Raw genomic sequence first — 22,194 nt, 5'->3', positions numbered from 1 at the left:
GCAGCCGTCGGTCCTCCCGGGCCGCTCCGGTCGACGAACGGGCGTCAGCCCGGGACCGTCGTCAGCCGCTCGCGCAGTTCGCGCTTGAGGACCTTGCCCGCCGCGGACACCGGGATCTCGTCCACGAGCCGGATCTCCCGGAGCCGCTTGTAGGGCAGGACCTGCTCGTTCACCGCGGTCATGAGCGCCTCGGCGCCGGCCCGGTCCAGCCCGGGAGCGACGACGAACGCCACCGCGAGCTCCCCGACGTCCGGATCGGGCCGGCCGACCACGGCCGCCCCGACGACACCCGGCATCCGGAAGAGGATCTCCTCCAGCTCCCGCGGGTACACGTTGTAGCCCTTGTAGAGCAGCATGTCCTTCTGCCGGTCCACGATCCGCAGGTAGCCGTCCGCGTCGAGCACGCCGACGTCGCCGGTGTGCAGCCAGCCGTCCCGCAGGGCGGCGGCGGTCTCCTCGGACCGGTCCTTGTAGCCCGTCATCACCTGTGGGCCCTTGATGCACACCTCCCCGGCCTCCCCGGTGGGCAGCGGCTCGCCGTCGGGCCCGACGACGCGGACCTCGGTGTCCGGCACCGGGATCCCGACCGTGCCGATGCGGCGGTCGCCCGAGCGGTGGGACGGGTTCTGGGTGGCCCCCATGGTGACCTCGGTGAGGCCGTACCCCTCGGTGATCACGACGTCCGCACCGAAGCGGCGGCGCAGCGCGTCGATCATCTCGACGGGCAGGGGCGCGGCGCCCGAGCTGATCGACCGCACCGTCGACAGGTCCCGGGTCACGAGATCCGGGTGCCGCAGCAGCGCGGCGTAGAGCGGCGGCGCGCCACCCATCGACGTCACCCGGAACCGCTCGGCGTCCGCGAGGTAGGCGGCCGGGTCGAAACGTTCGTGCAGGATGCCGGTGGTGCCGGTCAGCGCCGGGATGTTCAGGCCGCCGATGGTGCCCATCGCGTGGAACCACGGCGTGAGGTTGACGACCGCTCCCTCCCCGAAGCGCGTCGGGTACTCCTCGGGCGGGCCCTGCTCGGCCAGCATCAGGCCGCCCGCCTCGTCGAGGGCGGGATGCGCGCCGCTGCCGACGCACGCGTACTGCAGGACGTTGACGACGACGTTGCGGTGCGGCAGCTGCACGCCCTTGGACCGGCCGGTGGTCCCGCCGGTGTAGGCGAGATGGGCCAGGTCCCTGTGGACGTCGATCTCGACGGAGGGTGGCGTGGTCGGCCCGTCCGCGTGGAAGGCCTCGAAGTCCTCCGCTCCGTCGAGGGCGAGCCGGTGCGCGGGGTCGAGCGCCTGTGCCTTGTCCGTGACGAGCGCGAGCCGCACCCCGGTCTTCTCCCGGACGGCGGCGAACGCCGGGTACGCGGGCGCCCAGCTCAGGATCGCGACGGCGCCGGAGTCCGCGAGCTGCGCGGCCAGGTCCGCGGGCGGGAGCAGGGGGTTCGCCGGGGTGAACGTGGCGCCGGACAGCATGATCCCGTAGTAGGCGATCGCGTACTGCGGGCAGTTCGGCAGGTGGATCGCGACGACGTCGCCGCGCCCGATCCCGGCGTCGGTCAGCGCGTTCGCGAAGGCGCTCGCCCGCGCGTGGAGCTGCGCGAACGTCAGCTCGCGGCCGTAGTAGTGCAGTGCGGTGCGGTCGGTGTAGCGGCGGGCGGCACCGGCGAGGATCGCGCCGACGGGGACCTCGGGGTAGTCCAGCGTCCTCACTTCTTCCCTCCGGGGGTGAAGGCGACCGGCAGGTGCTTGATCCCGTTGATGAACATCGAGCGCAGCCGCTGCGGCTCGCCGGTCGTGTGGATGTCCGGGATCCGGGTGAGCAGCTCGCGGAACATCACCGACATCTCGCGGCGGGCGAGGTGCGCGCCGAGGCAGTAGTGCGGCCCGGCTCCGCCGAAGCCGACGTGGGGGTTCGGGGAGCGGCGGACGTCGAAGCCTTCCGGGTCGGTGAAATGCGCGGGGTCGCGGTTCGCGGCCCAGTAGAAGAGCAGGACCTTCTCCCCGGCGGTGAGCTGCTTGCCGCCGAGCACCGCATCCGTCTCGAGGGTCCGCCGCATGAAGATCACCGGCGAGGCCCAGCGGACGATCTCGTCGACGGCGGTGGGAGTGACCCCGTCGAGGTCCGCGAGCCAGATGTCGCGCTGCTCCGGGTGCTCGGTGAGCAGGTTGATGCCCCAGCTGATCGCGTTGCGGGTGGTCTCGTTCCCGGCGACGACGAGCAGCACGAAGAAGCTCGCCAGCTCCTCCGGGGTCAGGCGCTCGCCGTCGATCTCCGCGTTGACCAGCGCGGACGTGACGTCGTCCGTCGGGTTCTTCGTGCGCTCCTCGCCGAGTTCCTTCATCAGCCCGGCCAGGTCCGCCCCGGCGCCGAGCAGCGCGGCGACGATGTTGCCCGCGTCCGGCACGTACTCCGGATCGGCCGCGCCGAGGATGACGTTCGAGCGGTCGAAGACGAACTCGTACTGGCTCGCGGGGACGCCCATCATGTCGCAGACGATCTTCAGCGGGAGCCGGGCCGAGATCTGGGTGACGGCGTCGCACTCGCCGGCGTCGATCACGTCGTCCACGATCTGCCGGGCCGAGCGCTCGACGTCCTCGGTGAGCTGGGCGAGGCGGCGCGGGGTGAAGCCGCGGGAGACGATGCGGCGCAGCCGGGCGTGCCGCGGGTCGTCCATGTTGATCATCGAGCCGAAGAACTCGTTGAACTCCGGCGGCATGTCCGCCACGGAGGTCGAGCCACTGCCCGAGCGGAAGATCTGCGGGTTCCGGCTGGCCTCGACGACGTCGTCGAGCCGGGTCAGGGCGTGGTAGCCGGGGCCCTGTGGGACGTAGGTGAGCAGCGGCTCCTCGTAGAAGGGGATCGGCTCATTCATCCGCAGCCCGGCGAACGCGGCTGCCCGCCGGGGGATCGGCGCGGTCCAGAAACCCTCGACGTCGGAGAGATCCGGTCGGGGGGTGGTGGTGGCGTCGGGTGACCGTTCGGTCGTCGACATGGGTTTCGTCCCTCCCGCCGGTCCTCGGTGACCGGCCCGTCCGAAGCATAGTTACTGAACGGTCATTCAGGGAACGGTTTCCGCCGGACGAGGCTCCCGCGCGCGGGTTCCCGGCGGGAACGCGAACGCTCAGTCCGCGGCGAGGAGGCCGCGTTCGTGCGCGATCGAGACCGCCTCGGTGCGGTTGCCCGCGCCGAGCTTCGCCATCACCCGGGACAGGTGGACGCTGACCGTCTTCTCACTGATGAACAGCGCCTCGCCGACCTGGCGGTTCGTCCGCCCGCCCGCCACCAGCGCGAGCACCGCCCGCTCCCGGGGGGTGAAGGGTTCGGCGGCAGGACCCGCGGTGGTGAGCCGGAGGCCGGAGCGGGCCGCGAACTCCCGGACCGCGGCGGCGAGGGGAACGGCACCGAGGCGTTCCGCGGTCCCGATCGCGGCCCGGAGCTCGGCGGTCGCCTCGTCCCGGAGACCGGCGGCCCCCGATCGGCCGTTCGCCCCCTCGTGGCCGGCGTCCACGGCGGCACCGACCAACGCCTCGGCGCGGCGCAGCCGGGCGATCCCCTGCCGGAACGCGTCGTAGCCGAAGGCCTCGACGACCGCCGCCCACTCCTGCGGATCCGAGCGGCCGTGCACCCGGCCGAGCTCGGCGCGGACCTGCGCGAGCCACGCCCGGCCCTCGGGCCCGAGCGTGCCCGCCCTCGGCAGCCCGTGCGCCGCGACGTGCTCGGCGGCCGCCGCGAGCGCGTCCGCCGCGGTCAGGTTCTCCGGGTTCGTGCCCAGCTCCGCCCGGCCCGCGAGGCCCAGCGCGCAGAGCATGATCTCGGCCATGTCCAGGGTGAAGACGCGGCGCAGGTGGGCCAGGGCGTGGTCGATCCGCCGGACCGCCTCGGCGGGCTCGCCCCGCCAGAGCGCGGACTCCGCCCCGGTCCGCCCGAGCAGCAGGAGCACCTGGTCGTCGTGGGTGTCCATGGCGACGAGCTCGGTCCAACGCGCCTCGACGTCCCGGCCCCGCGCGATCTCTACCAGCAGGCCGGCCGCCGCGAGCCGGCCCGCGACCGTCGCGGAGACGGAGGCGCCCCCGAGCCGGGCCGTACGTTCCGCCGCCGCCCAGTCCCCGGCCGTGAAGAGGGTGAGGACGTGCGCCACCCGCAGGTCCATCCCGTAGGCGCTCCAGGTCGACCCGGTCTCCGCGGTCCGCCGCTCGGCCGCCGCGAACTCGGCCGACGCCTCCGCGAGCAGGGTCTCCTCCAGGAACGAGATCCCGCGGTTGTAGAAGATCCGCAGCTCGACGGCGACGTTCCCGGAGCCTCGGGCCAGCGGCAGCGCCTCGGACAGCAGCGCGCGGGAGTGCCCGGTGCGCCCGGCGTGCTCCTCGGAGACGGCGAGGGTGATCAGCGCGTCCGCCTCCGCCGCCGCGATGTCCTGCGGGTCGTCGTCGGGTTCGGGCTCCTCCGGGTCCCCGGAACGGGCACGGAGCCGGGCCGCGGCGGCGCGGGCGATCCGCAGGGCCTCCGCGGCCTCGGCGCGCATCTCCTCGACCTCGTCCTCGCGCCAGCAGGCCCGGGCCAGCACGGCGTGGGCCCAGGCCTGGTCCGCGGATGGGGGCTCGTCCGCGAGGAAGGCCACGGCCTCCCGCGCGACGGCGAGCGGTTCGGCCCCGTAGTCGTTGCGGTCCAGCAGCCGCATCGCGAGGCGGACGCGTACGTCCGCCGCGCGGTGCGGATCCCGCCGGGCGTCGACCAGCTCCACGGCCCGCCGGGCCAGCGCGACCCCGCGGTCAGGATCTCCGGTGGCGCTCGCCGACCAGGCCGCGGCCAGCGTCACCTGGACCTCGTCCGTGCCGGTCAGCTCCTCGGCACCGGGTACCGCGTGCCACAGCTCGACCGCCCGCTCGGCGTGCACGAGCACCTCGGCGGGGGCGCCCTGCCGGTCCGCCTCCTGCGCCGCCCGGACCGACGCGTCGAGCGCCCGGGGCAGGTCGTGCGCGGCCAGCGCGTGCCGGGCCAGCTCCGCGGCGGTGCCGGGCTCGTCCGGTGCCGCGGCCAGCAGGGCGGCGTAGCGGCCGTGCAGTCGGCTCCGCTCCCCGGGCAGAAGATCGTGGTAGACGGCCTCCCGGAGCAGTGCGTGCCGGAAGGAGTAGCCCTCGACGGCGCCGGGCGCGGACTCGGCCACCAGCACGTGCCGGGCGACGGCCTCGCGCAGCGCCGTCTCGAGTTCGTCGACGTCCAGGGCGTCCGGTCCCTGGGCGCAGATCACACCCAACCGGTCGTGCCGGACGCGGCGGCCCGCCACCGACGCCACCCGCAGCACCTGCTGGGCCTGCGCCGGGAGCCGCTCGATGCGGGCGAGCAGCACGTCCGACAGGGCGCCGGAGAGCTCGCCCGGCGAGCCTGAGTCGTTCCACGCGGTGACCAGTTCCTCGGCGAAGAACGCGTTCCCCTCACTGCGCTGCGCCAGCTCGAGGGCCTCCGCCTCGCCCAGCAGGTCCCCACCCAGCCGCTCCACGAGGGCGACCGCGTCCGCCGGCGGCAGCGGCCCCAGCTCGAGGCGCTCGACCGCGGGCAGCCGCACCAGCTCGGAGAGCACCGGGCGCAGCGGATGGCGTCGGTGCAGGTCGTCCGTGCGATAGGTGGCGAGCACGAGCAACCGCTGCCCGCCGAGCCGGGAGAGCAGGAAGGTCAACAGGTCCCGGCTGGAACGGTCCGCCCAGTGCAGGTCCTCGAGGACGAGCAGCACCGGTGCCCGCACCGAGACCGCCGCGAGCGCGGACAGCACGGCGTCGAACACCCGCAGTTGCCCGCTTCCCGCTCCTCGCGGGCGCGCGCGTCCTGATGCCCGGCCGGGCTCAGCCGCAGCAGCTCCGGATGGCTCTCGGGCAGCTCCGGCCGCGCCGCCAGCAGGGTGCCGACGACCTCGGTGAACGGGAGGTAGGGCAGCGCGGACTCGGCGGCGTCGATGCAGCGGCCGACGAGCACGAGGGCGTCCGGGCGGGCCTCCTCGACGAGCTCGCCGGCAAGCCGGGACTTCCCCACCCCGGCGTCCCCGCCGAGGAGCACGCCGCAGGCCGTGCCGGACCGGGCGCGGGCCGGCGCAGCGGCCAGCGTGGCCCGCTCGGCGTGGCGGCCGACCAGGCCGATCCCCACCCCCGGTCTCGGCACGGGGGTCATGTTTGCACGACCCCCCGACGATGTCGGGGGAGTTGCGCGACGGTGTGCTCGTGCGGGGCCGCCGCGGCCGAGGCCTCCCGGAGGGCGTCGCGCGCGGCGCGGGCGAGGCGCCTCAGGCGCGACTCGGCGGCGGCGGCCAGCATGTCCCGACGACGGACGGCGATCTCGGACTGGATGAAGTACTCGGTCGTCATGGCGTCGAGAGTCGTGCTGAGGCCGCCCCGTCGGCATCGGACGATCACGTCGTCCGCGAACGCCTCGGGCCCGGGCCGGGGGTAAGGAGCCCTCACTCGGGCCTCAGGATGCCCCGCTCGTAGGCCTTCACCAGGCGTCTCGGGACGAGGTGGCGTCGCCCGTCGATCGTGACGGGGAGCAGGTCCGGTCGCGCGGCCTTCCAGTTCGCGCGGCGGCTGCGGGTGTTCGAGCGGGACGTGCGGCGCTTGGGGACGGCCATCAGGAGTTCTCCTCGTGGTGATCGGTGCCGGTCGAGGCGGGGACCCCGGGGGTGGGCTCGCAGGGATCGGTGTGCCACCAGCCGAAGGGGTCCGGCAGCCGGTGCCAGGCGGCCGGGCCGCCCGCCAGCTCGTCGTCGGTGAGCAGGGCGCCGCGAAGGGCCGCGTCGAGCGCGTCGGTCCCGTCGGCGTCGACGTCGTGGCTGAGCACGACGAGGTCCTGGGCGCGGTCGCCGAAGTCCGGGTGCCAGCCCAGTGAGGCCAGCGCCCGTCGCTCCTCGGGAACGCGCTCCCAGGCGTCCGCGTCCTGCGCGGCGAGCCATTCGCCGACCTGGCCGACGCGCAGCCCGCCGCCGGCGGACTCGACCCACAGGACGTCGCCGGGGCGGGTGGCCAGCCAGATCCGTCCGCGGGCCCGGACCACGCCGTCGAGCAGCAGGTCGATCGCCTCGTGGAACCGCTCGGGATGGAACGGGCGGCGCGCGGAGAAGACGTGCAGCCGCACCCCGCAGTCCGGCGTGAGCGGCGGCGTGCCGCGGAGCAGGGACCCGTGGACGTCGTCCGGGACGCCGCGACGGGCGGCCGCGGGCAGGCCGTCGAGCTCCAGGACACCCGCGTCCAGCTCGGCGAGCGGGATCCGGCCGGCCGCGGGCGCGAGCCGGGCCAGGACGGCGTCGAGCCGGGCGAGCTCCCAGGCCTCGGCGGTGCCGGTCCGCACGATCACGTCGGCGAACTCGGCCTGGCCCACGGCGACCTGCGCGAGGGTTCGCTCGTCGTCGGGCAGCTCCGCCAGCCCCCGCTCCTCGACGGCCTCGTCGCCCGTCGCGTCGTCGAGCCAGGTCCCGGCATCGACGACCGTGAGCACGCCCCGCAGGTCCACGAGGTCGGTGAGCACCACCCCGTCGACGAGCACGTGCCGCAGCGCCCAGCAGACCTGCTCGGGCTCGAGCACCGGATCGAGGTGCAGCACCACCCGGCGGACCGTCCCGGCCAGCGCCCGGAGCCGGGGCAGCAGGTCCTCGCGGAGCGTGCAGGAGACGCAGCCGTGGGCGAGGTGCAGGTCGGTCCAGGTGTCCGTGCCGGGGCCGCGGACCCGGCGGTGGACGGTGCCGGACGCGACGTCGCGCAGGTCGTGGTGCAGCACGACGACCTCGGGGTCCGCCGCGCGGATCCGCGCGATCACCTGCTCGACGCCGACGGGGGGCAACCCGGCGAGCACCATGAGTTCGGTGGGTGGGGACACGGGTACTCCTCGGGTAGGGAACAACGCGGTCGGTCGCGCTGTTACTGTAAATGAAAATCGATGTCATTTGTTTGGGAGGGGTGGGCATGGCCCGCAACCAGCTCCGTCCGATCGTGCGGATCCGCTCGACCGCGGGGACCGGCACGACGTACGTGACCCGCAAGAACCGCCGCAACGACCCGGACCGGATGGTCCTGCGCAAGTACGACCCGGTCGTCCGCCGGCACGTCGACTTCCGCGAGGAGCGCTGACATGGCGCGCCCGGAGCGCCCCGGCCGCCCGCTGAAGCGCAAGGTCAATCCCCTGCACCAGCGCCGGATCACCGAGGTCGACTGGAAGGACACCGCGCTGCTGCGCACGTTCATCTCCGACCGCGGCAAGATCCGCGCTCGCCGGGTGACGGGCCTGACGCCGCAGCAGCAGCGGCGGGTCGCCGTCGCCATCCGGAACGCGCGGGAGATGGCCCTGCTGCCGTACCCGCGCCCCGGGCGGGGGTGACGGCGTGGCCCGCAGGTGTCAGCTGACGGGACGCGAACCCGGCTTCGGCCGGAACGTGTCCCACTCGAACCGGCGCACCCCGCGCCGGTTCGACCCGAACGTGCAGTCCCGCCGCTACTGGCTGGCGTCGGAGAACCGGTTCGTCCGGCTCCGGCTCTCGGTCAAGGGGATCCGGACCGTGGACCGGATCGGCGTCGAGGCGGCGGTCGGGCGGATCCGGAGCCAGGGGGAGAAGGTCTGATCGCCACGTCCGCGAAGATCGCCCGCAACGAGCGGCGGAAGGCGGTCGTCGCCCGGCACGCCGCGCGGCGTGCCGAACTGAAGGCGCTGCTCGCCCGGCCCACGACCCCGGACGACGAGCGGGCCGCGGCCCGGGCGGAACTCGACCGTCAGCCCCGGGACGCGAGCGCGACCCGCGTCCGGAACCGGGACTCCGTCGACGGCCGCCCGCGGGCCTACTCCCGGAAGTTCGGGGTGTCCCGGATCAGGCTCCGCGAGCTCGCCCACGCCGGTGCCCTGCCGGGGGTGCGCAAGTCCAGCTGGTGAGCGTCTTCGCGCGGTGGGCGGGTGGCGGCGCACCACCCGCCGCGCGGGTACGCTGACCTGCGTGAACGCGGACGGGCACCCCCGGATTTCCGCACCGGACGCGGCGTTGTGTAGAGTTGCCCAGGCCCACCGGGGAGAGAGGTTCAGACTCCCCGGGACGGCCATGCCGCCCCTTTAGCTCAGTCGGCAGAGCGTCTCCATGGTAAGGAGAAGGTCTACGGTTCGATTCCGTAAAGGGGCTCCAGCGAAGTGGCACTGATGGGCTTCGCATGGCGGCGTAGCTCAGTCGGTAGAGCAAGCGGCTCATAATCGCTGTGTCGCCGGTTCAAGTCCGGCCGCCGCTACCACACCGAACTGATTCAAGAAGTACCTGCTGGGAGGCACCTCCGATGGGCAAGGCCACCGACGTTAGGCCCAAGATCACGCTGGCCTGCGAGGAGTGCAAGCACCGGAACTACATCACCAAGAAGAACCGGCGCAACGACCCCGACCGCCTCGAGGTCAAGAAGTTCTGCCCGAACTGCGGGACTCACCGGGCGCACCGCGAGACCCGCTGACGCGTGCCCGACGAGTCCTACGTCGGCCGCTCGCTCCCGACCGCCGGCCCGTTCCAGGTCGGCCGGGAGAAGATCCGCGAGTTCGCCACCGCCATCGGTGACGACTCGCCGGTCTTCCACGACGTCGAGGCCGCCCGAGCAGCCGGACACCCGGACCTGGTCGCTCCGCCGACCTTCTCCGTGTCCTTCACGATGCCGCTGCTCGAGGCGTTCCTCCGTGATCCCGCCTTCGGGTGGGACTACACCCGCATGGTCCACGGCGACCAGCGCATCACGTTCCACCGGCCGATCCACGCCGGGGACGAACTCTTCACGACCGTGAACGTCGACGACCTCCGCAGCCGCGCCGGCAGCCACATGCTGACGGTCCGCTGCGAGATCGCGGACGACACCCCGGTCGCCACCACCACGGCGCTCCTCGTCACGCAGGCGGCGTCGTGAGCACTCCTGAGCCGAACCGCGTCGCGAAGGGGGACGCGTCCCCGCTGCAGGTGCACCTCACGCGGGCCGACCTGGTCCGCTACGCCGGTGCCTCCGGGGACTTCAACCCGATCCACTGGAGCGACCGCGTCGCCACCGGCGCCGGGCTGCCCGGCGTCATCGCGCACGGGATGCTGACCATGGCCACGGCCGGTCGGCTCGTCACCAACTGGATCGGCGACCCCACCGCGCTGCGCACGTTCGGCGTCCGGTTCACCCGCCCCGTTCTCGTCCCGGACGACGACGAGGGCGCGTCGGTGGACATCACCGGCGTCGTCGGCGACGTGACCGAGACGGACGGCACGCGCGTGGCCCGCGTGGACATCACCGCGAAGTTCGACGGGAAGACTGTCCTCGGCCGCGCATCGGCCGAGGTCCAGCTGCCCTAGGCCCACCTGCCCGACCCCACCTGCCCGACCCCACCTGCCGGGTGATCCCCGGTTGCCGCCTGCTCCGGATGCCGAGATGCTGCGCGCGTATCGCACATCTCTACGTCAAGGGGGCACAGCGTGAAGTTCGGCAAGCTCGTGGACAAGGCGTGGGAGGACAAGACGGCCTCGGAGATCCTGGCCGCCCCGCCGTCGGCCCTCGAGGGGCTGACGGAGAAGCACGACGAGCAGCTCGCGGCGCTCGGCATCAAGACGATCGCGGACCTCGGCAAGTGGAAGTACGCGAAGCGTGCGGCGGCGCTGGTCGACCTGGCCGACACCGACAAGTAGCCCGACACCGGCAGAGAGCACAGGCGACGAAGGGGCGGGCACCGCAACGGTGCCCGCCCCTTCGTTCTGCCCGCGGCCCACGCACACCTTCGCGGGTCGGCGCACGGGTTCCGACCTGTGCGCGAGCCCGCGAACGTGTGCGTGAGCGGGTTACTTCGCCTCGGCCAGCAGCTCGCCCATGCGGGTCACGCCGGTGCGCAGGTCGTCGTCGCCCAGGGCGTAGGAGAGCCGGAAGAAGCCGGGGGTGCCGAAGGCCTCGCCCGGGACCACCGCGACCTCGGCGTGCTCCAGCACCGCCGCGGCCAGGTCCAGGCTGGTCTCCATCTTCTGCCCGCGGATCTCCTTGCCGAGCAGCGCGCCGACCGCCGGGTAGGCGTAGAAGGCGCCCCGCGGCGTGGGGCACTCGACGCCCGGGATCGCCGAGAGCAGCTCGACGATCAGCCGGCGGCGCCGGTCGAACGCCTCCCGCATCTCCGCAACGGCGTCGAGCGAGCCGCTCAGGGCCTCGACCGCCGCGCGCTGGGACACGTTCGCGACGTTCGACGACAGGTGCGACTGCAGGTTCGTCGCGGCCTTGATGACGTCCACCGGGCCGGCCATCCAGCCGACCCGCCAGCCCGTCATCGCGTAGGTCTTGGCGACACCGTTGAGAACGACGCACTTGTCGGCCAGCTCCGGCACGGCGACGGGCATCGAGACGGCCTCGGCGCCGTCGTACACGAGGTGCTCGTAGATCTCGTCCGTGACGACCCAGATGTCGTGCTCGACGGCCCAGCGGCCGACGGCCTCGGTCAGCTCCCGGGAGGCGACGGCGCCGGTCGGGTTCGACGGCGAGCACCACAGCAGCACCTTGGTGTTCTCGGTGCGCGCGGCCTCGAGCTGCTCGACCGAGGGCATGTAGTCCTGCTCGGGCCCTGTGGTGACGACGACCGGGGTGCCGCCCGCGAGGGCGATCGCCTCCGGGTACGTGGTCCAGTACGGCGCCGGGAGGATGACCTCGTCGCCCGGGTCCACCAGGGTGGCGAAGGCCTGGTAGACGGCCTGCTTGCCGCCGTTGGTGACCAGCACCTGGTTCGCGGCGATGTCGTAGCCCGAGTCCCGCTTCGTCTTCGCCACGATCGCGGCCTTGAGCTCGGGGAGCCCGCCGGCGGGGGAGTAGCGGTGGTTCTTCGGGTCCGCGGCGGCGGCCTGCGCGGCCTCGACGATCGGGGCGGGGGTCGGGAAGTCGGGCTCGCCGGCGCCGAAGCCGATGACCGGGCGCCCCTCGGCCTTGAGCGCCTTGGCCTTGGCGTCGACCGCGAGGGTGGCGGACTCGGCGATGCCCCCGATCCGGGCGGAGATCCTGGGCTTCGGTGCGTGGGAGGCTGTCGGAGTGGCCATGTGCCCAGTCTCCCGCACGCCACGTACGCTGCCGCCAGCGGGTTTCGCACCCGACGGCTCCATCGAGGTCCCGTGTCCGGCCCCGTCCGGCGTGGGGGTAGACTCGATCGAGCCGGGCACACCGGAAGTTCAGGTGTGCCTGTTCCGCGCCGTCCACCGGACGGTTCGGGACGCGTAGGGGTGTAGCTCAATTGGCAGAGCAGCGGTCTCCAAAACCGCAGGTTGCAGGTTCAAGTCCTGTCACCCCTGCAACATTCACGGCCCGCACATCCGTGGACGGCATGACGGACGAGGACGAGTACGGAACTTTTTCGGACGAGTGAGGGCGCCGCGGCGTCGTCACAGCTGGAGGACCTGGAAGCGTGAGCGAGGAGCCGGAGCAGCCCGGGCGGGAACGTCCGAGCACCGCCGCGGACCGGCGGGGCAAGCGTGTCTCCCCCGCCTCCACCGGTGCGGGCGCGGTCGCCACGCCTCGCAAGGGTCGTCCGACGCCGTCGCGGGACGGACGTACCGAGCGCAAGCCCTCGGTGTTCAGCCGGTTGGTGCGGTTCATCCGCGAGGTCGTCGCGGAGCTGCGCAAGGTCATCTGGCCCACGCGCAAGCAGGTCGTGACCTACACGATCGTCGTGCTCGTCTTCGTCTCGTTCATGGTGGCTCTGGTGTCGTTGCTGGACTGGGTGTTCGGGCAGGGCGTGCTGTTCCTGTTCGGTACCTGAGCCCGCCGGACCCGTCCACCCACCAAGAGCACGACGCGATGAAGGAAGCGAGACGCACGTGACCTCCCCAGACGGCGGCCAGCGGCTGACCGAGAGCGAGATCGAGGCGAACCAGGCCGCGATCGACGCCACCCCGGACACCGACGACCGTGCCGAAGAGGACACCACCTCGGTCCAGCAGGACGACGTCGAGGCCGCGTACGGCGCGGACGTCGCGTCGGACTCCTACACGGACGTCGAGGACGTCGAGACGCCCGGCGCCGCGGCGGAGACGATCGAGGCCGAGGAGGCTGACGCCGCCGGCACTGACGACGAGGAAGCCGACACCGCGGATGCGGACGGCGCCGTCGACGAGGTCGCCGAGGCCGAGCCGGCCGAGGAGCTGGACCCCGTCGAGGAGATGCGCCAGGCCCTGCGCCGCGCGCCCGGCGACTGGTACGTCGTGCACTCCTACGCCGGCTACGAGAACAAGGTGAAGACCAACCTCGAGACCCGGGTGCAGACCCTGGACGTCGAGGACTTCATCTTCCAGGTCGAGGTGCCCACGGAAGAGGTCACCGAGATCAAGAACGGCCAGCGCAAGCAGGTGCAGCGCAAGGTGCTGCCCGGCTACATCCTGGTGCGCATGGAGCTCAACGACCAGTCGTGGGGCGCCGTCCGCAACACCCCGGGTGTGACCGGCTTCGTCGGCGCCACCTCGCGTCCCTCGCCGTTGACCGTCGACGAGGTGCTGAAGTTCCTGCTGCCGAAGCAGGAGCCCGCCAAGGACAAGGCCGCCGCGGCCGCGCCCGGCGGCGGCACCTCCGGCCGCGGCGCCGGCACCGTCGAGGTCGACTTCGAGGTCGGCGAGTCGGTCACCGTCATGGACGGCCCGTTCGCGACGCTCCCGGCCACGATCAACGAGGTCAACGTCGACGCGCAGAAGCTGAAGGTGCTCGTGTCCATCTTCGGCCGTGAGACGCCCGTCGAGCTGGCCTTCAGTCAGGTCTCGAAGATCTGACCCACACGAACCTCCGCCGCGGAGGCAGGTCCGCGGCGCGCGCAGTAGCCATGCTGCGCACCGACGAACGAGGAAACCAGAGATGCCCCCCAAGAAGCGGAAGCTCTCCGCGATCATCAAGCTCCAGATCAAGGCCGGCGCGGCCACTCCCGCGCCGCCGGTCGGGCCGGCCCTGGGCCAGCACGGCGTGAACATCATGGAGTTCTGCAAGGCGTACAACGCGGCCACCGAGGCCCAGCGTGGCGACGTGGTGCCGGTCGAGATCTCGGTCTACGAGGACCGCTCGTTCACCTTCGAGCTCAAGACCCCGCCCGCCGCCCGGCTGCTGCTCAAGGCCGCCGGCGTCGAGAAGGGCTCGGGCGAGCCGCACGTCAAGAAGGTCGCGACGGTCACGATGGACCAGGTCCGCGAGATCGCGCAGACGAAGATGCGCGACCTGAACGCGAACGACCTGGACCAGGCCGCGAAGATCATCGCTGGCACCGCCCGGTCCATGGGGATCACCGTCAAGGGCTGAGTCCCCGACACCGACCCACCAGCAGTACGGATACACCAGAGAGCGTGGGAGAGCCGGGCGCGGCTCGTACCACGACCTGACCTTCCGGGCGGACCTCCACCCGGGGAAGCATGAGGACAGTTCAATGGCAAAGCGCAGCAAGGTCTACCGCCAGGCGGCGGAGAAGATCGACGCCGAGCGGCTCTACAGCCCGCTCGAGGCCGCGACCCTGGCCAAGGAGATCGCGAGCACGAAGACCGACGCGACCGTCGAGGTCGCCATGCGGCTGGGCGTCGACCCCCGCAAGGCGGACCAGATGGTCCGTGGAACCGTGAACCTGCCTCACGGGACCGGTAAGACCGCCCGCGTCATCGTGTTCGCGATCGGTGACAAGGCCGCCGAGGCCGAGGCCGCCGGCGCGGACGTCGTCGGCGCCGAGGACCTGATCGAGCGGATCCAGGGTGGTTGGCTGGACTTCGACGCCGCGATCGCGACGCCGGACCAGATGGCCAAGGTCGGCCGCATCGCCCGCATCCTCGGCCCGCGTGGCCTGATGCCGAACCCGAAGACGGGCACCGTGACGCCGGACGTCACCAAGGCCGTCAACGAGATCAAGGGCGGAAAGATCAACTTCCGTGTCGACAAGCAGGCCAACCTGCACCTGGTGATCGGCAAGTCGTCGTTCGACACCGAGAAGCTGGTGGAGAACTACGGCGCCGCGCTGGACGAGATCCTGCGCGCCAAGCCGTCGGCCGCCAAGGGCCGCTACATCAAGAAGATCACCGTCTCCACCACGACGAGCCCGGGCATCCCGGTCGACCCGAACCGCACCCGCAACCTGCTGGTGGACGAGCCGACCGCCTGATCCGCGCCGCACAGCACCACCGGAACGCCCCCGCCGCACTCGCGGCGGGGGCGTTCTGTCGTGGCGTGGGTCAGGACCAGGCGGCGAGGACCGAGTCGACGTCCTCGGGTGCCGCCGGCTGCGGCGGGACGCGGGTGGCGGTGCGGGAGAAGCGCGGGGCCGGCGCGGCCTGCGGCACGCCGTCCGGGCTGACGATCGTGGACCGGGCCGCGATGTGGGGGTGCGCCGCGACCTCGCCGAAGGCCAGCACGGGGGTGGTGCAGGCGTCGGTGTCGGCGAAGATCTCGGTCCACTCGTCGCGGCTCTTGGTCGCGAACACCTCGGTGAACCGGGCCTTGAGGGCCGGCCACGAGGCCTGGTCGAACTGCTGGGGCAGGTCCGCGGCGTCGATCCCGAGGCCGTCGAGCAGGGCGGCGTAGAACTGCGGCTCGATCGCGCCGACGGCCATGTGCCGGCCGTCCGCGCAGGTGTAGGTGTCGTAGAACGGGGCGCTGCCGTCGAGCAGGTTGCTCTCCGGGGCGTCCGTCCAGATCTTGGACTGCAACATGCTCCACACCATCTGCAGCAGGATGCTCGCGCCGTCGACCATCGCGGTGTCGACGACCTGCCCCTCGCCGGAGCCCTTGGCCTCCAGCAGCGCCGCGAGGACGCCGATGACCAGCAGCATCGAGCCCCCGCCGAAGTCCCCGACCAGGTTGAGCGGCGGGACCGGGCGCTCGCCGGCCCGGCCGATCGCGTGCAGGGCGCCGGTGAGGGAGATATAGTTGATGTCGTGGCCGGCGCGCTCCGCCATCGGGCCGTCCTGGCCCCACCCGGTCATCCGGCCGTAGACCAGCTTCGGGTTCCGGGCGTGGCAGTCCTGCGGGCCGACGCCGAGGCGCTCGGTGACGCCGGGCCGGTAGCCCTCGAGCAGGACGTCCGCCTTCTCCACCAGGCGCAGCACGGTCTCGCGGCCCTCGGGGGACTTGAGATCCGCGGCGACGCGGCGACGGCCGCGCAGCGTGGGGTCGATCGCGGTGTCCGGGCCGAGGCGCAGGCCGCCGGGCCGGTCGATCCGCACCACGTCGGCGCCGAGGTCGGCCAGGATCATCGCGGCGTGCGGCCCCGGGCCGATCCCCGCGAGCTCGACGACCCGCACCCCGCTGAGCGGTCCGCTGCGTGTGGTCACCAGTCCTCCTTGTTTATCGATCGTTCGGTCGGACTCTAGAGTGCGGGCGCGCCCCGGCGCGACGAGCCGGGGGATGTCTCACGCCACGGCGATCCGCTCGGCCTCGGTGGGAGGGGGCATGCTGCCCAGCGTCCGCCAGGCGATGGCGAGCCGCTCGACCGCCATCGGGACGCGGTCCGGGCGCACCGTGTACGGCAGCCGCAGGTGCCGTTCGAAGGCGCCGTCCAGGCCGAAGCGCGGGCCGGCGGCGAGCAGGACGTCGTGCCGCCGGGCGGCCCCCGCGAGCAGGCTGGACACCGGCGCGCCGAGGTCCACCCAGAGGCTCAGGCCGCCGCTCGGACGCGGCACGTGCCACTCGGGGAAGGCCGCGGTGAGCTGCGCGCGGAGGTCGTCGCGCCGGGTCCGCAGCGTCTCCCGGCGTTCGTCGGCCACCGCGTCGACCTCGCCGACCAGCCGGGCCGCGACGAGCTGGTCGAGCACCGCGCCGCCCAGGTCGATCGACGGCCGCAGTGCCGCCAGCCGGCGGACCACCGCCGGCGACGCCCGGATCCAGCCGATCCGCAGGCCGCCCCAGAAGACCTTGCTCGCCGAGCCCACCGTCATCACCAGGGACCCGTCCTCGGCGCCGTGGGCGGCCACCGGGACCGGGCCCGGGACGTCCAGGGGCAGCTCGGCCAGCGTCTCGTCGACGATCAGCGGGGTGCGGGTGCGCCGGGCCAGCTCGACGACGCCGGCGCGGGTCGCGGTGTCCATGAGCGCGCCGGTCGGGTTCTGGAAGTCCGGGATCAGGTAGGCGAGCGCGGGTGCGGTGTCCCGGACCGTGGCCGTCAGCTGGTCGAGGTCCCAGGGCCGTTCGGGGTCCGGGCCGAGGGGGACCGGGACGGGCCGGCAGCCCCGTCCGCGGATCGCGTCGAGCGCGTTCGGGTACGTCGGATGCTCGACGACGACCCGGTCGCCCGGCCCGGTGAACAGGGCCAGGAGCAGCGCGATCGCGTGCTGCGCCCCCGAGGTCACCAGGATCTGGTCCGGCGTCGTCGGCAGGCCGCGGTCGGTGAACCGGCGGGCGACCGCGGCCCGCAGGACCGGCAGGCCCGCGAGGGTGTAGCCGTGGCCGCCGAGGTGGCCGTCGAGGTCGGTGAGGGCGGCGGCGGCCGCGCGGCGCAGGGCGTCGCTCGGCGAGGGGAGGGCGGCGGTGGCGAGGTCGACGAGGTGGTCGTCGGTGACCGGGGAGAACGGGGAGGGGCTGTCCGCCCCGACCGCGGGCCCGGCCGGAATCCTGGTCCAGCTGCCGGCGCCGCGCCTGCTGTGCAGGAAGCCGGCGGCGCGGAGTGCGTCGTAGGCGCCGGCGACGGTGGTGCGGCTGACGTCCAGTGCGGCGGCGAGCTCGCGCTCGGCCGGAACCCGGGTGTCCAGCGGCAACCGGCCGTCGAGGACGAGCAGGCGGACCCGCTCGGTCAGGGCCGAGGCCAGCCCGCGGCCGCCCGGTGGCCGCCAGGGTCCGAGCAGCCGGGCGAAGCTGCGGGGGCCGATCCGGCGCTCCAGCACGTCACGATCCATGGAGTCCACTCTCGTCGAATTGGCCATGGTTGCAAAGGCCAATCCGGCGCACGCTTCCTCACATGGACATCATGTTGATCGTCATCCCGGCTCTGCTCACCCTCATCGCCCTGCTGGCACCGCGCTACGGCGTGGACAGCCGCGATCCGGCGGCGCGCCACCGGCGTGGCCCGACGATCGGGAGTGACCTACGTGCGGTCGTCCGCCGGATACACGGACGGGGTGGTACTCAGGTGCGCCAGTTCCACTGACCGCGGGTGAAGACCTGGGCGGTACGCCCGCCGTCGTCCCGCAGCTCGGCCGTGTAGTGGTAGCGGCCGGGCTGCCAGTCGTCCTTGCCCGCGACGATCTCCAGGTAGGCGGCGGCCCAGGTCTGCCAGTCCGCGGTGGTGCGGGGAGCGGGATCGGGCGCGTCGCAGACCACCGTCGTGAAGGGGTGCACACGCCCGCGCATCGGCGTCCACATCTGGACGTCCAGCCACACAGTGTCCATGTCGACCGCCCTCCCCGGCTCCGGTGATCATGAGACCACCGTGCCGGGGAGTATTCGCGTGCCGGGTGGCCCGGACCGGCCGGACGCGCCGAAAGGACCCGATCGAGCTACTTCGCCGCGAGCAGGTCCGTGCGGCCCTTCGCCTCGAGGCTCTGCTTGTACTGGCCGAACATGCCCTTCGCGAGCGGCAGCACCTTCAGCAGCTTCGCGACCGGGCCCTTCGCCCGGACCTGGCCCTTCGCCAGGGCCACCGGGAGGACGACCTTGCCGAGCCAGAAGCGGTTGCCGGTGTCCGCGGACATGAACAGCTCCACGTTCGGCTCCGGGCCGACGCCCGGGCCGGTGTGGAGCTCCGAATTCGGCATGTCGACCGTGATCACGGCGTCCGGATCCGTGTAGGTGATCCGGAGGACGACGCCCGAGGGCTTGAGCTTCTCGACGAGCGCCGGGTCCTCCATTCCCATCCGGAAGACCCCGCCGAGGTAGTCGTAGACCTCGTCCTCGCTGGTGAACGCCGCCACGGCGCAGCTCCTCTCGTCGTGAGGAGCGAAGTCTGGCGCACCGGACCCGAGCGCGACGACACCCTGACCGGGCCATGTCTGGCCCGTGCGGGCCCGTGGCCGCCGGGACGGTCAGCGCAGCCCGTCCGGGCCGTCGAGCAGCCCGCAGCGGCCGGCCAGCGCCGCGGCCTCGATCCGGTTCGCGACCCCGAGCTTGTGCAGCAGGGACGCGATCATCCGCTTCGCGGTGCGCTCGCTGACCAGCATCGGCCGGGCGATCTCGGCGGTCTCCAGCCCACGGGCGAGCAACGTCCAGAGCTCGATGTCGCGCGGCCCCAGCCGGTCGACGAGCCCGTCCGCGGTCCGGTCCGCGGCCGCGAGCAGCGCGTCGAGCAGCTCCGCGCGGACCACCCGCACCCCGGCGACCAGCGCGAGCAGCGGCGCGACCAGCACCTCCGGGTCCGCGGACTTCGCGAGGTAGCCGTCCGCGCCGGCGCGCAGCGCGGCTGCGGCGAGTGAGAGGTCCTCGGTGCCGGAGAGCGCGAGGACGCGGGTGCACGGGTAGGCCGCCTTGACCCGGCGGATGGTCTCCACGCCGCCGAGCGGGGGCAGGGCCAGGTCGATGATCGCGATGCCCGCCCGGTGCTTCCCGACGAGCGCGACGGCGTCCTCACCGGCGGTGGCGAAGCCCGCGACCTGGAACGTCTCACCGGCCCGGGACTCGAGCAGCAGCGCGAGACCCTGGGCGAAGAGGGCGTGGTCGTCGACGATCACGACGACGTGCGGACCGTCCGGCACGGGGCGAGCCTAACCAGGCCTAGGGTCGGCCCGGCACACCGGCCTGACCTGCGCGAGGAGGATCGACGTGAGCACGGGGGACGACGAGGAGCCGACGACGCGGCTCTCCGAGGAGCGGGCGGCGGTCGTCATCCGGCTCGTCGTGGTGGCGAGCGTCGCACTGGCGCTGGTGATCGGGCCGGAGATCGCGCGTGGCCGGCTCACCGCGGCGTGGGTCCTGGTCGCCTGCTACGGGGTGTACGCCGTGGCCCTCGCCGTCGCGGAGTGGCGCCAGCGGCTCCCGGTGCGGCCCGCGCTGATCACGGTGGTCGACGGGCTGGTGCTCCTGGTCGCGTGCGGGATGACCGGCGGCGCGGACACGATCATGGTGGCGGTGCTGCCGCTGGTGGCCATCGCGGCGTCGCTGCGCACCGGGGCCGTCCGGGGCCGGCTCGGTGCGCTCGCGCTGGGGGTCGGGTTCACGGTCGCGTGCCTGCTCGGCAGTGACCCGTCCGTGCCGCTCGCGCAACGGCTGCTCACCGGGGCCTGGTGGTCGGGCTTCCTCGTCGCGGCGGCGGTGCTGGTGGGCGTGCTCGTGCGGATGCTCGAACGGCAGCTGCAGGCGGCCGCGGTGTCCCGGGCGCGGGCGGCCGCGGAGCACGAGCGGTTCCTGTCCGAGCGGGAGCTGCGGGGCCGGCTCGTCGCGGCGCAGCAGGCCCGGCTCGACGGCGTCCGCGTCGTCCTGCACGAGTTCCGCACGCCGGTCGCCTCGCTCACGGCGCTCACCGCAGACCTCGCGGCCGGCCGGCTCTCGGAGAAGTCGCAGGTCACCGCGGTGCGCCTGCTGGCGGAGCATGCCGTGCACCTGCGGGACATGCTCGACGGGCTCGCGGACCTGGCCGTCACGGACGGGAGCCCGCTCGGGCGGGTGCGGGAGCGGCGGGTCGTCCTCGCGGAGCTGGCGGACGCCGTGCTCGACGCGGCCGGGGTCGAGCCCGCGCGGCGACGGCCGTCGGTCGACCCGCCGGATGCGGCCGTGCGGTGCGATCCGCAGCGGCTGCGCCGGGTGCTCACCAACCTCGTCGAGAACGCCGCCCGGCACAGCGGCGCCGAGCCCGTCGAGCTCGCGATGGAGCACGCCGAGGGCCGGCTCGTCGCCGAGGTCCGGGACCGCGGCCCGGGGTTGCCGCCGGGGCAGCAGGGCCTGGTCACCGCGAAGGGCGTCGCGCTCGGGGAGCGCAGGGGCACCGCGGGCCTGGGCCTGTGGATCGTCGAGGCGCTGGTGGGAGCGATGGACGGCGAGCTCAGCCTGCTTCCCCGCGAGGGCGGCGGCCTCACCGCCCGCCTCGAGCTGCCCCTCCCCGCCGCCTGACCCGTCGGAGTGATCGCGTGGCACCGGCGGGCCAGGGGAGGCGCGGTCGGCCCGGTGCCGGACGTGGTGATCCACGGCATCGTGTGCCGCTATGAAGACCACGGCAGCGGTGCTCTGGGAACCCGGCGGCAAGTGGGAGGTCGAGGACGTCGAGCTCGATCCGCCCGGTCCCGGCGAGGTACTGGTGGAGCTCGCGGCGAGCGGCCTCTGCCACTCCGACGAACACCTGGTCACCGGCGACCTGCCGGCGGCGTTGCCCATGGTGGGCGGGCACGAGGGTGCGGGCCGGGTGATCGAGGTCGGGCCCGGGGTCACCGAGGTCGCGGTCGGCGACCCGGTCGTCATGACCTTCCTGCCCAGCTGCGGGCGATGCTCCTACTGCGTGCGGGGCTACACCAGCCTCTGTGACGACGGCGCCGGCGCCACGCTCGGCCCGCAGCTCGACGGCACCTACCGTTTCCACGCCCGCGGTGAGGACATCGGTCAGATGTGCCTGCTCGGGACCTTCGCCAAGCACACCGTCGCCCCCGTGAAGTCCGTCGTGAAGATCGACGAGGGCTTCCCGCTCGATCTCGCCGCGCTCGTCGGCTGCGGCGTCACCACCGGCTTCGGCTCGGCCGTGCGGACCGCGGACCTGCGTGCGGGGGACACCGCCGTCGTCATCGGGATCGGTGGGATCGGGGCCAACGCCGTGCAGGGCGCGAAGGCCGCGGGCTGTCGCCACGTGGTCGCCGTCGACCCGGTCGAGTTCAAGCGGGACAAGGCGCTTGAGCTGGGTGCCACGCACGCCGCCGCGAGCATCGACGAGGCCTGGGGCATCGTCAGCGAGCTCACCCGCGGCCAGCTGGCGGAGGCCGCGATCCTGACCACCGGCATCGCCGAGGGCGACGACCTGCAGCCGGCGCTGCAGCTCGTCGGGAAGAAGGGGCGGGTCGTGGTGACCGCGCTCGGCAAGGCGGAGCAGGAGGTCGCCTCGCTGTCCCTGCTGGAGCTGACGCTCTACGAGAAGCAGATCCGCGGCGCCCTGTTCGGCAGCTCCAACGGCCAGCACGACGTCCCGCGGCTGCTGGAGATGCACAACCTCGGCATGCTCAAGCTCCGCGAGCTGATCACCCGGGAGTACACGCTCGAGCAGGTCAACGAGGGCTACGAGGACATGCGGGCGGGCCGCAACATCCGCGGCCTCATCCGTTTCTGATTCCCCGGCACGGCGAAGGAG

27 protein-coding genes, 3 tRNA genes and 1 pseudogene are annotated in these 22,194 nt (G+C 73.2%); 18 read left to right on the top strand and 13 right to left on the bottom strand.

What is annotated here, in order from left to right; translation table 11 throughout:
- Positions 1–44: 44 nt before the first annotated feature.
- The 7 genes and pseudogenes from WBK50_RS28500 to mrf form a co-directional block, all read right to left on the bottom strand.
- Complete coding sequence (locus WBK50_RS28500) at positions 45–1,706, bottom strand: class I adenylate-forming enzyme family protein (RefSeq protein WP_341338523.1); 1,662 nt, start codon at positions 1,704–1,706, stop codon at positions 45–47.
- Positions 1,703–2,989 (bottom strand): cytochrome P450, encoded by a 1,287-nt coding sequence (locus tag WBK50_RS28495; protein ID WP_341338522.1) that lies wholly within the window; start codon positions 2,987–2,989, stop codon positions 1,703–1,705. Before WBK50_RS28495 ends, WBK50_RS28500 begins: the two co-directional genes overlap by 4 nt.
- A 129-nt stretch (positions 2,990–3,118) precedes the next feature.
- The gene (locus WBK50_RS28490) at positions 3,119–5,950 is read right to left on the bottom strand and encodes a helix-turn-helix transcriptional regulator (RefSeq protein WP_341339534.1); all 2,832 of its coding nucleotides are present in this window, start codon (positions 5,948–5,950) and stop codon (positions 3,119–3,121) included.
- Positions 5,920–6,156 (bottom strand): annotated as a pseudogene (locus WBK50_RS28485) (AAA family ATPase); the annotation flags it as partial. The pseudogene WBK50_RS28485 and the gene WBK50_RS28490, both read right to left, overlap by 31 nt.
- Positions 6,153–6,350: a hypothetical protein gene (locus WBK50_RS28480; protein ID WP_341338521.1), complete on the bottom strand. Its 198-nt coding sequence runs from the start codon at positions 6,348–6,350 to the stop codon at positions 6,153–6,155. The pseudogene WBK50_RS28485 and the gene WBK50_RS28480, both read right to left, overlap by 4 nt.
- A 92-nt stretch (positions 6,351–6,442) precedes the next feature.
- Positions 6,443–6,610, bottom strand: coding sequence for a 50S ribosomal protein L32 (gene rpmF, locus WBK50_RS28475; RefSeq protein WP_341338520.1), 168 nt, complete (start codon positions 6,608–6,610; stop codon positions 6,443–6,445).
- Positions 6,610–7,830 (bottom strand): ribosome hibernation factor-recruiting GTPase MRF, encoded by a 1,221-nt coding sequence (gene mrf / locus WBK50_RS28470; RefSeq protein ID WP_445942403.1) that lies wholly within the window; start codon positions 7,828–7,830, stop codon positions 6,610–6,612. Before mrf ends, rpmF begins: the two co-directional genes overlap by 1 nt.
- A 107-nt stretch (positions 7,831–7,937) precedes the next feature.
- Between mrf and rpmG (WBK50_RS28465) the strand changes: the two genes are divergently transcribed.
- From rpmG (WBK50_RS28465) to WBK50_RS28420, 10 genes are all read left to right on the top strand, one after another.
- Positions 7,938–8,102 (top strand): 50S ribosomal protein L33, encoded by a 165-nt coding sequence (rpmG, locus tag WBK50_RS28465; protein WP_341338518.1) that lies wholly within the window; start codon positions 7,938–7,940, stop codon positions 8,100–8,102.
- Position 8,103: 1 nt separating this feature from the next.
- Positions 8,104–8,349: a 30S ribosomal protein S18 gene (gene rpsR, locus WBK50_RS28460; protein WP_341338517.1), complete on the top strand. Its 246-nt coding sequence runs from the start codon at positions 8,104–8,106 to the stop codon at positions 8,347–8,349.
- A gap of 4 nt (positions 8,350–8,353) precedes the next feature.
- Complete coding sequence (gene rpmB / locus WBK50_RS28455) at positions 8,354–8,590, top strand: 50S ribosomal protein L28 (protein ID WP_341338516.1); 237 nt, start codon at positions 8,354–8,356, stop codon at positions 8,588–8,590.
- A complete protein-coding gene (rpsN, locus tag WBK50_RS28450) occupies positions 8,590–8,895 on the top strand; it encodes a 30S ribosomal protein S14 (RefSeq protein ID WP_341339533.1) in 306 nt (101 codons plus the stop codon). The genes rpmB and rpsN overlap by 1 nt, the downstream gene beginning before the upstream one ends.
- A 168-nt stretch (positions 8,896–9,063) precedes the next feature.
- Positions 9,064–9,139: transfer RNA gene (locus tag WBK50_RS28445), tRNA-Thr, on the top strand.
- Positions 9,140–9,166: 27 nt separating this feature from the next.
- A tRNA-Met gene (locus WBK50_RS28440) sits at positions 9,167–9,242 on the top strand.
- Positions 9,243–9,284: 42 nt separating this feature from the next.
- The gene (gene rpmG / locus WBK50_RS28435; protein WP_093076862.1) at positions 9,285–9,452 is read left to right on the top strand and encodes a 50S ribosomal protein L33; all 168 of its coding nucleotides are present in this window, start codon (positions 9,285–9,287) and stop codon (positions 9,450–9,452) included.
- Between the two features lie 3 nt (positions 9,453–9,455).
- Positions 9,456–9,893, top strand: coding sequence for an FAS1-like dehydratase domain-containing protein (locus tag WBK50_RS28430; RefSeq protein ID WP_341338515.1), 438 nt, complete (start codon positions 9,456–9,458; stop codon positions 9,891–9,893).
- A complete protein-coding gene (locus WBK50_RS28425; RefSeq protein WP_341338514.1) occupies positions 9,890–10,321 on the top strand; it encodes a MaoC/PaaZ C-terminal domain-containing protein in 432 nt (143 codons plus the stop codon). Before WBK50_RS28430 ends, WBK50_RS28425 begins: the two co-directional genes overlap by 4 nt.
- A 120-nt stretch (positions 10,322–10,441) precedes the next feature.
- Positions 10,442–10,651 (top strand): hypothetical protein, encoded by a 210-nt coding sequence (locus WBK50_RS28420; protein ID WP_341338513.1) that lies wholly within the window; start codon positions 10,442–10,444, stop codon positions 10,649–10,651.
- Between the two features lie 150 nt (positions 10,652–10,801).
- Here the strand turns inward: WBK50_RS28420 and WBK50_RS28415 are convergent, their stop codons facing one another.
- Positions 10,802–12,031: a pyridoxal phosphate-dependent aminotransferase gene (locus tag WBK50_RS28415; protein ID WP_341338512.1), complete on the bottom strand. Its 1,230-nt coding sequence runs from the start codon at positions 12,029–12,031 to the stop codon at positions 10,802–10,804.
- Positions 12,032–12,207: 176 nt separating this feature from the next.
- Between WBK50_RS28415 and WBK50_RS28410 the strand changes: the two genes are divergently transcribed.
- From WBK50_RS28410 to rplA, 5 genes are all read left to right on the top strand, one after another.
- Positions 12,208–12,280: transfer RNA gene (locus tag WBK50_RS28410), tRNA-Trp, on the top strand.
- Positions 12,281–12,393: 113 nt separating this feature from the next.
- Positions 12,394–12,747, top strand: a complete 354-nt coding sequence (secE, locus tag WBK50_RS28405) for a preprotein translocase subunit SecE (protein WP_341338511.1) — start codon at positions 12,394–12,396, stop codon at positions 12,745–12,747.
- Between the two features lie 100 nt (positions 12,748–12,847).
- On the top strand, positions 12,848–13,747 hold the full coding sequence (gene nusG, locus WBK50_RS28400) for a transcription termination/antitermination protein NusG (RefSeq protein WP_445942402.1): 900 nt from the start codon (positions 12,848–12,850) through the stop codon (positions 13,745–13,747).
- A gap of 82 nt (positions 13,748–13,829) precedes the next feature.
- Positions 13,830–14,264 (top strand): 50S ribosomal protein L11, encoded by a 435-nt coding sequence (rplK, locus tag WBK50_RS28395; protein WP_341338509.1) that lies wholly within the window; start codon positions 13,830–13,832, stop codon positions 14,262–14,264.
- A 124-nt stretch (positions 14,265–14,388) separates the two neighbouring features.
- Positions 14,389–15,108 (top strand): 50S ribosomal protein L1, encoded by a 720-nt coding sequence (gene rplA, locus WBK50_RS28390; RefSeq protein WP_341338508.1) that lies wholly within the window; start codon positions 14,389–14,391, stop codon positions 15,106–15,108.
- Positions 15,109–15,178: 70 nt separating this feature from the next.
- On the opposite strand, the gene WBK50_RS28385 is transcribed toward rplA, so the two are convergent.
- The gene (locus WBK50_RS28385) at positions 15,179–16,276 is read right to left on the bottom strand and encodes a CaiB/BaiF CoA transferase family protein (protein ID WP_341338507.1); all 1,098 of its coding nucleotides are present in this window, start codon (positions 16,274–16,276) and stop codon (positions 15,179–15,181) included.
- A 78-nt stretch (positions 16,277–16,354) separates the two neighbouring features.
- Entirely contained in the window at positions 16,355–17,833 is a 1,479-nt protein-coding gene (gene yczR, locus WBK50_RS28380; protein ID WP_341338506.1) for a MocR-like transcription factor YczR, read from the bottom strand.
- Between the two features lie 62 nt (positions 17,834–17,895).
- On the opposite strand from yczR, the gene WBK50_RS28375 reads away from it, so the two are divergent.
- Complete coding sequence (locus WBK50_RS28375; RefSeq protein ID WP_341338505.1) at positions 17,896–18,084, top strand: hypothetical protein; 189 nt, start codon at positions 17,896–17,898, stop codon at positions 18,082–18,084.
- On the opposite strand, the gene WBK50_RS28370 is transcribed toward WBK50_RS28375, so the two are convergent.
- From WBK50_RS28370 to WBK50_RS28360, 3 genes are all read right to left on the bottom strand, one after another.
- On the bottom strand, positions 18,063–18,326 hold the full coding sequence (locus WBK50_RS28370) for a hypothetical protein (RefSeq protein ID WP_341338504.1): 264 nt from the start codon (positions 18,324–18,326) through the stop codon (positions 18,063–18,065). The genes WBK50_RS28375 and WBK50_RS28370 overlap by 22 nt on opposite strands.
- A gap of 107 nt (positions 18,327–18,433) precedes the next feature.
- Entirely contained in the window at positions 18,434–18,847 is a 414-nt protein-coding gene (locus WBK50_RS28365) for a sterol carrier protein (RefSeq protein ID WP_341338503.1), read from the bottom strand.
- Positions 18,848–18,958: 111 nt separating this feature from the next.
- Positions 18,959–19,624 carry a response regulator transcription factor gene (locus WBK50_RS28360; RefSeq protein ID WP_341338502.1) on the bottom strand — a complete coding sequence of 222 codons (666 nt, stop codon included), beginning with the start codon at positions 19,622–19,624 and terminating at the stop codon, positions 18,959–18,961.
- A 67-nt stretch (positions 19,625–19,691) separates the two neighbouring features.
- Between WBK50_RS28360 and WBK50_RS28355 the strand changes: the two genes are divergently transcribed.
- Both WBK50_RS28355 and WBK50_RS28350 read left to right on the top strand, forming a co-directional pair.
- Positions 19,692–20,975 carry a sensor histidine kinase gene (locus tag WBK50_RS28355; RefSeq protein ID WP_341338501.1) on the top strand — a complete coding sequence of 428 codons (1,284 nt, stop codon included), beginning with the start codon at positions 19,692–19,694 and terminating at the stop codon, positions 20,973–20,975.
- 91 nt (positions 20,976–21,066) lie between these two features.
- Entirely contained in the window at positions 21,067–22,173 is a 1,107-nt protein-coding gene (locus WBK50_RS28350) for an NDMA-dependent alcohol dehydrogenase (protein WP_341338500.1), read from the top strand.
- Positions 22,174–22,194 lie beyond the last annotated feature (21 nt).

It is taken from the genome of Pseudonocardia sp. T1-2H, assembly GCF_038039215.1.
Classification (GTDB): Bacteria; Actinomycetota; Actinomycetes; order Mycobacteriales; family Pseudonocardiaceae; genus Pseudonocardia.
This window is presented reverse-complemented; position numbering and strand designations above follow the sequence as displayed.